General features: G+C 39.6%; 8 protein-coding genes. 3 read left to right on the top strand and 5 right to left on the bottom strand.

Going from position 1 to position 10,205, the window contains the following annotated elements:
• Window positions 1–278 precede the first annotated feature (278 nt).
• Window positions 279–1,154, top strand: coding sequence for an aldo/keto reductase (locus FD29_RS06915; RefSeq protein ID WP_057888210.1), 876 nt, complete (start codon window positions 279–281; stop codon window positions 1,152–1,154).
• Between the two features lie 45 nt (window positions 1,155–1,199).
• Here the strand turns inward: FD29_RS06915 and FD29_RS06910 are convergent, their stop codons facing one another.
• Window positions 1,200–2,528, bottom strand: a complete 1,329-nt coding sequence (locus FD29_RS06910) for an aspartate kinase (protein ID WP_057888209.1) — start codon at window positions 2,526–2,528, stop codon at window positions 1,200–1,202.
• A complete protein-coding gene (locus tag FD29_RS06905; RefSeq protein WP_057888208.1) occupies window positions 2,528–3,703 on the bottom strand; it encodes a homoserine dehydrogenase in 1,176 nt (391 codons plus the stop codon). The genes FD29_RS06910 and FD29_RS06905 overlap by 1 nt, the downstream gene beginning before the upstream one ends.
• Before the next feature lie 110 nt (window positions 3,704–3,813).
• Between FD29_RS06905 and thrC the strand changes: the two genes are divergently transcribed.
• Together thrC and thrB are read left to right on the top strand one after the other, a co-directional pair.
• Window positions 3,814–5,304, top strand: a complete 1,491-nt coding sequence (gene thrC, locus FD29_RS06900; RefSeq protein WP_057888207.1) for a threonine synthase — start codon at window positions 3,814–3,816, stop codon at window positions 5,302–5,304.
• Window positions 5,291–6,184 (top strand): homoserine kinase, encoded by an 894-nt coding sequence (gene thrB / locus FD29_RS06895; RefSeq protein WP_057888206.1) that lies wholly within the window; start codon window positions 5,291–5,293, stop codon window positions 6,182–6,184. The genes thrC and thrB overlap by 14 nt, the downstream gene beginning before the upstream one ends.
• On the opposite strand, the gene FD29_RS06890 is transcribed toward thrB, so the two are convergent.
• From FD29_RS06890 to FD29_RS06880, 3 genes are all read right to left on the bottom strand, one after another.
• Window positions 6,169–7,014 (bottom strand): AraC family transcriptional regulator, encoded by an 846-nt coding sequence (locus FD29_RS06890; RefSeq protein WP_057888205.1) that lies wholly within the window; start codon window positions 7,012–7,014, stop codon window positions 6,169–6,171. The two genes, thrB and FD29_RS06890, sit on opposite strands and share 16 nt — an antisense overlap.
• 116 nt (window positions 7,015–7,130) lie before the next feature.
• Entirely contained in the window at window positions 7,131–8,519 is a 1,389-nt protein-coding gene (locus tag FD29_RS06885; RefSeq protein ID WP_057888204.1) for a flavocytochrome c, read from the bottom strand.
• A gap of 1 nt (window position 8,520) precedes the next feature.
• Entirely contained in the window at window positions 8,521–9,906 is a 1,386-nt protein-coding gene (locus tag FD29_RS06880; RefSeq protein WP_057888203.1) for a class II fumarate hydratase, read from the bottom strand.
• Window positions 9,907–10,205 lie beyond the last annotated feature (299 nt).

Below are 10,205 nucleotides of genomic sequence, written 5' to 3'. Positions count from 1 at the left end.
TACGGCTCACAGTGGACTTTCGCCACCAAGTTAGCGCCCATGCCGGGCGCACTACCCCTAGAAAAGCGGTTAATAATCGCCCTTTTTTCATAAATAACTCCCATCTTTCTTCCTACATTTTTTTGAACAAGATAAGAGTAACAAAGTAATGTAAAGGAACAATTAATTTTCTGTAAATTAATCAGTTATTAATATTTACATTATTTATACAAATTTTATACAATTGCATAAATCATTATTGGGCTATAATGGAATTAAAATAAACAGGAGGTAACTTTATGGCAACAAATATTCCTTATATCGAATTAGCAAACGGCGTTATGATTCCCCAAGTAGGATTAGGCGTCTTTAGAATGGATGACGAACAAGTTCTGTCTAGCGTTAAGGCTGCTTTGGCCAATGGATACAGACATATCGACACGGCTAGTTTTTATGACAATGAAGAAGCCGTCGGCCAAGCTATTAAAGAATCTGGTATCGATCGTAAATATCTTTTCATTACAACAAAGATTTGGAACAATGTTCGTGGCTACGACGAAACGATTGCCCAATTCAATAATTCGCTTCAAAAATTAGGCTTAGATTACTTAGATCTCTACTTGATCCACTGGCCTGCTTCTGGATTTGAAGAGAATTGGCGTGCTATGGAAGACCTCTACAAAGCTGGAAAAATACGTGCCATCGGTGTTTCTAACTTCAAGGCTCACCATATTGAACAATTGATGAAAACTGCTACGATTGCTCCCATGGTCGACCAAATTGAAACACATCCTTATTTCCAACAAACTGACTTGCACGAATACCTTCAAGAAAAACACATTGCTCACGAAGCTTGGAGTCCACTTGGTGGGGGTTTGAATAAAGTGATCGACAATCCGGTCATCAAAGAGATTGCTGAAGCACATCAAAAGACTCCCGCTCAAGTTGTCTTACGTTGGCACATTCAACGTGGTGAAATCATCATCCCTAAGTCAACTCACGAAAGTCGCATCAAAGAAAATATCGATCTCTTCGATTATCACTTTGACTTAACACCTGAAGAAATGACTAAAATTGCTGCTTTGGATGACGAAAAACGTGTTGGACCAGATCCTGATGATGTTGAATTTTTGGAAAAATCAACAACTTATACTAATCAAAACAATGCTGACTAACTAAAAAAAGAGTTCTGAGATTTTAAAAATCTCAGAACTCTTTTTTTAGGCGGAAATTTTTTTTGACTGTGGTTCAAGCGACTCATCATAAATTTTAGCAATTGTTTTTTCATAATCACGGTTGGCTACACCGATCACTACTTTGATGTCGCTACCTTCTTGAAAGACAAATCTAACGTGGATCAGACTGTTATCGAGACAACTTAATATTTTACCGGCGATGGCTGGACGCTTGCTCAACTGTAGAGAAACAGCTGCTACTAAAGCGATATCTTTATTAACTGTTACCGAATCCAAATTGCATGTCTTCTTCAATTCGGAAATAATTTTGTCCAGATTACGACTCAAATCATTATGTCGACAGAGAAAACTGAAACCGTCATTTCCTGAAGGAATGTAATTGATTGAAATATTGAACTTCTGAAAAATTGCCAAAACTCTTTGTAAAATATCGATATGACGATTCAACTGATACTTTTTAATTGTGATGACTGTGTAATTCTTTTTGCCAGCAATTCCTGTAATGACTTGACTGTCAAACTGTTTGTTATTCGAATCCACAACTAAAGTTCCACCCTCTTCGGGATGATTAGTGTTGAGGATCTTTGTGGAAATGCGTTTTTGACGCACTGGTCTGACGGCTTCTTCTTGAAAAACGCCGATTCCCATATATGACAATTCTTGCAACTCGTCGTATGTCAAAACGTCAATTTTTTTAGAATGGTCAACGATTCTTGGATCAGCACGTAAGATTCCTGAAACATCAGTCCAGTTTTCATACAAGTTTGCATCCATTAGATTAGCTAAAATCGAACCGGAAATATCGCTACCTCCACGTGGCATCAAGTGAACTGAGCCATCTTCATTGGCGCCATAGAAACCAGATACTACTAGACGATCATGTTGAACGAGTAATCTTTGCAAACGACTGTTGGAGGCTGCATAGTCGATCTCATCCCCATCGAATATTAAAATATCTTTGGCATCGATAAAATAATACCCTAAATAATCGGCCATCAATCGAGCTGTTAAATATTCGCCTCGCGATACTAAATAATCGTGAGAACAAGTCTGCAATCGTTGCTTTATTTCCAACAAATCAGCTTCAATATCAACTTTCAAATTGAGTTCATTTTTAATTTTAATAAAACGAGTACTGATTTTGGCAAACAACGGTTGGTAATCAACCTTAGACTTAACTTCTTTTTCAAGTTCAATCAACATATCAGTGATTTTGACCGGTTCATGGCTATTCTTACCAGCGGCACTTACTACTACGACTTGACGTGTTTTGTCGCTTTGAATAATTTTTTTAACTTTTTTAAACTGATCGGCATCCGCAACGGAACTGCCACCAAATTTGGCTACTTTCATTAGGCAACGGCCCCCTGACTAGGCAAACTGACCATAAAGGCTGATTTGTCCATTTTAAGTACTGATTTCATTAACTTGTGCATTTCACCGACAGGAATTTGATGAACCATTATATATGAACCTTCATTAGATAATTCATAATCGGCAAACAAATCACGGATATCAACATTTGAGCGAACTAGATAGTCATCTTTTGTAAGTTCAGGACAATATTCCAACTTTTTATCGAATTCCCGTTTCAAATGGCATTTTTGTTCTTTGATATCCAAAATATCTTGAACTACTGCATTGGCTGTCGGAAACATTCCGGCACCTTGACCGAAGAAGTCTAATTTACCGATAGTGTCGCCTTTCAAGGAAATCAAGTTGTAATTATCAGGTGTATTAGCTTCCAAAGTCCGATTCAAGAACAAGGTTGTTTCAACCACATAGTCGAATTTGTTGCCGATCTGACGTGTCCGACCAATCAGTTTGACGGAACAGCCTTTTCGTTGGAAGAACTTTACATCCGATGATGTAATGTTGCGAATTCCAAAAATAGGTAGATCTTGATGATTTCTGATGTCGATATTGTAGGCAATGTCAGCGCTGATACACAATTTGTTAGCAATGTCATAGCCGTCGATATCGGCGCTAGGATCAGCTTCAGCGTAACCTAAGGCTTGAGCTTTCTTCAAAACATCGACGAACGATTCACCATTACGGCTCATTTGGTCGAGGATAAAATTACTTGTTCCATTGAATATACCTGAAATCGAGTTGACACTGTCGATCCTTAAAGCTTTTTCCAAACCTTGAATCCAAGGAATACCACCACCAACTGAAGCTTCAAAGTAAAACTTCACATTGTTTGCTTGAGCTGCATCAGTGAATTCTTTCAAATAAATAGCAATAACTGCCTTGTTAGCCGTAATGACATGTTTGCCGTGGTTCAAGGCTGACATGATGTATTGATGCGCTGGCTCGATGCCGCCAATTGCTTCCACTACTACGTCAGTAGCTTTATCATTTAAAATTTCGTTAATATCATCTGTCATTTCTGGTAAAACACGTTGTTTATTCTTTCTGATCAAAATGTGGCTTACAGAGAGGTTTTGCGTTTGCATATTGGCCTTCTTGATTATTTTATATACACCGCTGCCTACTGTTCCGAATCCTAAAATTGCAATATTCATAGGTTTTACCTCCTGTTTTCATTTTATTTGTGTTCATATTTACTAAACACTTGTTTTTAATTTATGAACAATCTACTATATAGATATTCCAAAAGCAAGGAGTTATTATTATGATCGAAAATTATACAAGTACTCGTAACCACAATATCCACTTATCAGACAAGGAAGCTATCAAAACTGGTTTTTCCGAAGATGGCGGACTTTTCGTCTATCCTGATCTATCCGAATTAAAAATCGACTTAAAGTCACTAGTCAATGCCTCCTATAAAGACATTGCCAAAGTCGTTCTTTCAAAACTATTGCCCAACTTCTCTCAAACTGAAATTGCCGAGAGCGTCAAAAAGGCTTACGAGAATAGCTTTGACACCACTAAAATAACTCCGCTTGTTGATGTCGACGACTTTCACGTACTCGAATTATTCCACGGACCAACAAGTGCTTTTAAAGATATCGGCCTGCAAATGTTGCCACAATTAATGAAACATGTCCTTTCTGAAGATGACAAAGTTATGATCTTAACTGCTACAAGTGGCGACACTGGTAAAGCTGCTTTGGAGGGCTTTAAGAACCTTGAAAAAATGGGTATCATCGTCTTCTATCCTCACAACGGCGTCAGCAAAGTCCAAGCATTGCAGATGCAGACAACTAACGGCTACAACACGGAAATTGCTGCCATCAAAGGAAACTTTGACGACGCGCAAAGTAATGTCAAAAAAATCCTCAATGACCAAAAATTAAAGTCCGAACTTGGTCCTCAGATCAGTCTCTCCAGTGCTAATTCGATCAACATCGGTCGTCTGATCCCTCAAGTCGTTTATTACTTTGCTTCCTATATACAGTTAGTCCAATCAGGTCAAATAGTTCTAGGCGATTTGGTCAACTTCACAGTTCCTACTGGGAATTTTGGTGACGTCTTAGCTGGTTTTTATGCAAAACAAATGGGCTTGCCAGTCAACAAGTTTATCGTTGCCAGCAATGAAAATAATGTTCTAACTAAATTTTTCCAAACAGGTATTTACAACCGCAATATCCCCTTCTTACAAACTTATGCTCCTAGTATGGATATTCAAATCTCCAGCAATTTTGAACGTCTCCTTTACTACAAGAGCAATCACGATACTGATTACGTCAAAAAATTAATGACTGATCTGGACAAAACTGGTGAATATCAAGTCTCTGATGAAGTTCTCAAACGAATCCAAGCTGATTTTTACTGTGGCTTCAGCACTGATCAAGAAATCTCCAACTCGATCAAGTCAGTTTATCAAGAAGACAATTATTTAATGGATCCCCACACTGCCGTTGGCTACAAAGTCATGCGCGACTATCAAAAGTTAGGCGACAAGACACCTATGATTCTTTTGAGTACTGCTAGTCCTTACAAGTTCTCCCGTGTTGTAGCGGACGCCGTATTGGATAAAGTACCTGACGATGACTTGGAAATTATGAACAAACTGGCTCAAGTTACTCAAATACCAATTCCAACTAATCTGGCTCAAGTTTGGAATCTACCGATTTTACATACAGATGTAATCGCCAAGGATCAAATGGAAAATTACGTTAAGTCTAAAGTGGAGGACAACTTCTATGATAAAAATTAAAGTCCCAGCAACTAGCGCCAATATCGGTGTAGGTTTCGACTGTATGGGGTTGGCGGTTTCGCTCTACTCGACAGTTACTTTTGAACCCAATCAATCAAAACTAACAATTACTGATTGCCCCCAAAGGTATCAAAACGCCGATAATTTGATCTACAAGGCTTTCGTTAAGGCTTGCCAATTTCTCAATCAGCCCGTCCCTAAAGTAAAAATCAGCGTTGACAACCAGATTCCTATGTCACGTGGCTTAGGCAGTTCAGCTTTTTGTATCGTCGCTGGCCTAAAAGGTGCTAACGCTTGGTTCAACGAACCACTGTCACAGACTCAACTGTTGGATCTAGCAACTGAAATGGAAGGCCATCCCGACAATGTTTCTCCAGCTATCTATGGTAAATTAGGCGTTTCATTCATCGACAGCGACAAAAATGTTCAAACGGTTCACTTCGATGTTTCCGATAAACTCCATTTTGTGGCGATGATTCCTAACTACGCTGTCAGTACTGAACAAGCTCGTAAAATTCTGCCCACAGAAATGTCTTACAAAGATGCTATTTATCAAGTCAGTCACGCAGTTGCTTTATCAAAAGCCCTTGAAGATGGCAATCTTTCACTAATAAAATCAGCCATCATCGATCGCATGCACGAACCTTTCCGTCAACAACTGATTCCCGACTATCAAAAAGCCAAAAATATCTGTGAAAATAGCCACGGCGTAATGTATATCAGCGGCAGCGGTTCAACTATGATGGCCATCACCGACAATAAGGCCTCTGCTCAAGAGATTTTTGAGGATATCAAAAAAGACTTCCCTGATTGGGAAGTCTTACAATTGAATGTCGATAATGTTGGTGCAACCGTTGAAGTTACTCAAGAAGTTGAGTGAGACTGCCGATGTTCATATGGCGTCTGACCGTATCTTGCTTTAAAGGCCGCATAAAAACTCTTTTCGTCTGGAAAACCTGTGTCAGTCGCTATTTTCGAAAATTTATCGTCAGTTTCTTCAACCATTTCAGCAGCTTTTTGAACTCGCAAGAATGTTAAATACTTTTTAGGCGAAATACCTAAATATTTTTTAAAAAACTTTGAGAAATAAGCATAGCTGTAATTATATTCTTTAGCAACTGTCGATAACTGAATGTCCTTTTGATAATCTCGCTGAAATTGTTCAATGATTTGCGGAATTACCTCAGGAACTTCGCTCTTAACAGTTTTGTTGACCATGAAATTATTAACTAGGACTCTGATCAGTTGAATTTCCAAAGATAATTGATACAAGCGGTCATCTTCAGATTCGTCGTGAGAACAGCTATCTTTGATCGCATTGATCAACTCTACTAATTGACTAAAGGCAATCGTTTGATTGTCTTTTTTTGGCGCTTTAATGAGTTCAAAACTCTTCTCCTTGATCGTCTTAGGTAGACAATGTTGCAGCCAATTGTAACTGACTAACAACGTAACGACCCGTTGATTCGGCAATATCACCGTGTCAAAACTGTGAATCAGACGAGTATTAATAATATAAACATCGCCTTGATGCAGATCGTACTTTTGACCTTCAATATACATCGTTCCTGGATCGCCTTTTTCAACGTAGACAACTTCAATCGCATCGTGCCAATGTGGCATGACATATTTAGACCCAATTGGTCGATGATAAATACATTTGATAGGATCAACATCATCGAATTCTAACAATTCCATTAGTGTCGTCATAATTTACTCCTTATATATGACAATTATTGCTAGTCATTAAAAAGTTTATTAGGCGTATTGTAATCGGATACAGTCAATGTTGTCAACAATTCAACTATCAACCAAAAATGAAATTTTTATCCTTTTAGATATTTATAAGCTTGCTGTCCAGCTTGGCGACCAAAGACAACCGTTTCGGCAATCGAATTTCCGCCGATCCGGTTGTTTCCATGCAGACCACCAGCGACTTCACCAGCAGCAAACAAACCATTGATAACTTGATTTTTTTCATTTAAGACTTGTGTCTTATGGTTTATAGCTACGCCACCCATTGTGTAGTGAACAGCGGGTGCAACGTGGATCGCATAAAATGGGCCGTCAGAAATATCTCTTTCCATTCCAGTCGTCCGTGCAAACCACTTGTCATCTTGATTATCGACCGCAACGTTCCAATCTTTGACAGTTTGTTGCAAGGCTTGTTTTTCAACATGGATTTCTTCAGCTAATTCAGCAACCGTTTGGCCAGTCGTTACTAACCCAATGTGGTCGTAAAATTCAATTGCCTTCACACGGTCTCTGATATCGCGATCAAAAATCAAATATGCGCCAGTGCCACCGAGATTATCGATTGCAGCTGTGACATTCTTTCGCGTATCTAACTCGTTGACGAAACGTTGGCCATCATTATTGATCAAAATTGCCCCTTCGCCACGAACAGCTTCACCGATCAAAAAGGCATGCGGCGTATCTTGTTGAACAGTTGGGTGTACTTGGACTTGGTCCATATCAACCAACTTTGCACCGACTTTTTGGGCTAGTTTCAAACCATCCCCAGTCGCTCCAGGTTGGTTCGTAGTCCGCAAATTAAGTAGATCAGAACGATATTCAGCTAAAAGATCTTTGCCAGCACCAAAACCACCAGTTGCCAAGACAACCGCATCCGTCTTGATAGTAATATCTTTGTCAGCGGTGGCCTTGATCCCAGTGATTTTACCATTGTCAGTCAACAATTCGGTCACTTTGATATTGTCAAATAGAGGAATCTGATCTTTAGCAATGTATTTCAACAACTCAGTTACCAAATAACCACCAATTGGTGCTAATGAACTAGGACGGTGGGTTCTTTCTGTCTTCATTCCACCAGTGATCGTCAAATCATCCAATTTGATACCGTGTTGATCCAACCAGTCGATTGCCAAAGCGCCGTGTTCAGTAAAGAATTTTAACAGTTCCGGATTATTCATTTTGCCGCCACCGATGAAAGTTTCATTATAAAAATCTTCAAAACTATCGACAATATGGTGATCGAGTTGGACAAAAGTTTCAGCCGCATTCATTCCTGAAGAAGCTCGAGTAGTATTGCCACCTAATTTGTCCATCTTTTCAAGGATCACTGGCGACAATCCTAATTCATAAGCTTGAATCGCACTGGTCAGACCGGCACCACCGGAACCAATAATTACTACATCGTAATGATCCTTGATTTGATCAAATTTGGTTGGTTCAAAAACAAATTTTTCTGCCATTTTATTTCTCCTCAATATTAGTCATATCGATCGGTACGACCCATTTATCAAATTGTTCTTCAGTTACTAATCCCGACTTCAAGGCCGCAACTTTCAAGGTTGTATTGTCACGTAAAGCTTTTTGAGCGATTTCAGCACTCTCATGATAGCCGATATGTGGCGACAAAGCCGTAACCGTCATCAATGATTGATCGACTAATTCCTTCATTCGTTTCTCATTGGCGGTCAAGCCAGCAATCATTTTGTCAGCAAAACCATACATTGTCCCTGTCAACAATTCGGCCGATTCCAAGAAAGCACTGATCAAAACAGGCTTGTAAACATTCATTTCAAAGTTTCCTTGACTGGAAGCCACATTGACCGTGACGTCGTTTCCCATAACTCTAACGGCAGCCATGGTAATAGCCTCAGCTTGCGTTGGATTGACTTTTCCAGGCATGATTGAAGAACCAGGTTCATTTGCAGGAATATTCAATTCACCATAACCTGAACGTGGACCGCTACCTAAGAAGCGGACATCATTAGCAATTTTCATCAAATCACTGGCTAAAGTTTTAATCGCACCGTGAACAACGTTCAAACCGGAATGAGCTGCTAAACCATAGAATTTGTTTGTATCGGCAGTAAATTCATGATCGTAAACTTGACTCATACTTTCAGCAATTTTATCCGCAAAGTGTGGTGCAGCGTTCAATCCTGTTCCGACAGCCGTTCCACCCATAGCTAATTCGCCTAAAGTTTTATCCAGCGTCTTCAAGAATGATAAGTCGTGTTCCAACATGCTGACCCAGCCACTGACCTCTTGACCAAATGTAAGTGGTGTCGCATCTTGCAAGTGTGTCCGGCCAATTTTGACCACTTTCCAATACTTAGCTTGTTTTTGTTTCAATTCATCGATCAAATGTTGCGTTGATTTCTCAAGTTCGTCGACTGCCATAGCAGCAGTGATATTCATCGCCGTTGGAAAAATATCATTGGAACTTTGGCCATGATTGACATCGTCGTTAGGAAGAATTTCAATTTCAGAATTGATTCTTTGCGCCACGTGAGCAACAACTTCATTCACGTTCATATTCGTCTGCGTTCCGGAACCGGTTTGATAAATTACCAAGGGAAAATCTTTACGCAATTTCGTATCATCCAAAGCCAAAAGTTGGTCGACTGCTTCTACGATCAAATCAGCCTTTTGAGCATCGATTGCTTTAGCTTCTTTGTTGGCAATAGCGGCAGCTTTCTTTATTTGTAGCAGTGCTTTGATGATTTCCAAAGGCATTTTGGCTCCAGTTGAAAAATTATTGCGACTACGTTCTGTTTGTGCGCCCCATAGTGCATCAGTTGGAATCTTGACAGCACCCAAGGTATCTTCTTCAATTCTATACTCTGACATAATTTCCCTCCAAAACAAATTGTTACTCCAATTATAGCGGAGTTAAAACACTGGACCAAACAAAAGAGTGTGACAGAACTCGGTTAACTTCCGAGCAATAATAGTAAAAGCCTCAATATTCGCATTATGGTTCTTTTTCAAGTCTGGTTGTTCACTGCCGTCTTCCATGAAATCCCGGCGGATTGCTGGAACGCTGTGAGAGCAACTTAGAGCCAATTACAGTTCAAATTGTCTCTAAGCTTGTCTGTCTCTAGCCTGGCAAAGTACGCCAGCCAAGAGACTACCACGTGAGAGTCCGT

The sequence above is a fragment of the Companilactobacillus mindensis DSM 14500 genome, from assembly GCF_001434275.1.
Lineage (GTDB): Bacteria > Bacillota > Bacilli > Lactobacillales > Lactobacillaceae > Companilactobacillus > Companilactobacillus mindensis.
Note: the sequence above shows the minus strand (reverse complement) of the source record. Positions and strands in the feature narration are given on the sequence as shown.

Bases quoted from the DNA above. Each gene is read 5' to 3' on its own strand.
- FD29_RS06915 (WP_057888210.1), top strand. From the start codon at position 279: ATGGCAACAAATATTCCTTATATCGAATTAGCAAACGGCGTTATGATT.
- FD29_RS06910 (WP_057888209.1), bottom strand. From the start codon at position 2,528: ATGAAAGTAGCCAAATTTGGTGGCAGTTCCGTTGCGGATGCCGATCAG.
- FD29_RS06905 (WP_057888208.1), bottom strand. From the start codon at position 3,703: ATGAATATTGCAATTTTAGGATTCGGAACAGTAGGCAGCGGTGTATAT.
- thrC (WP_057888207.1), top strand. From the start codon at position 3,814: ATGATCGAAAATTATACAAGTACTCGTAACCACAATATCCACTTATCA.
- thrB (WP_057888206.1), top strand. From the start codon at position 5,291: ATGATAAAAATTAAAGTCCCAGCAACTAGCGCCAATATCGGTGTAGGT.
- FD29_RS06890 (WP_057888205.1), bottom strand. From the start codon at position 7,014: ATGACGACACTAATGGAATTGTTAGAATTCGATGATGTTGATCCTATC.
- FD29_RS06885 (WP_057888204.1), bottom strand. From the start codon at position 8,519: ATGGCAGAAAAATTTGTTTTTGAACCAACCAAATTTGATCAAATCAAG.
- FD29_RS06880 (WP_057888203.1), bottom strand. From the start codon at position 9,906: ATGTCAGAGTATAGAATTGAAGAAGATACCTTGGGTGCTGTCAAGATT.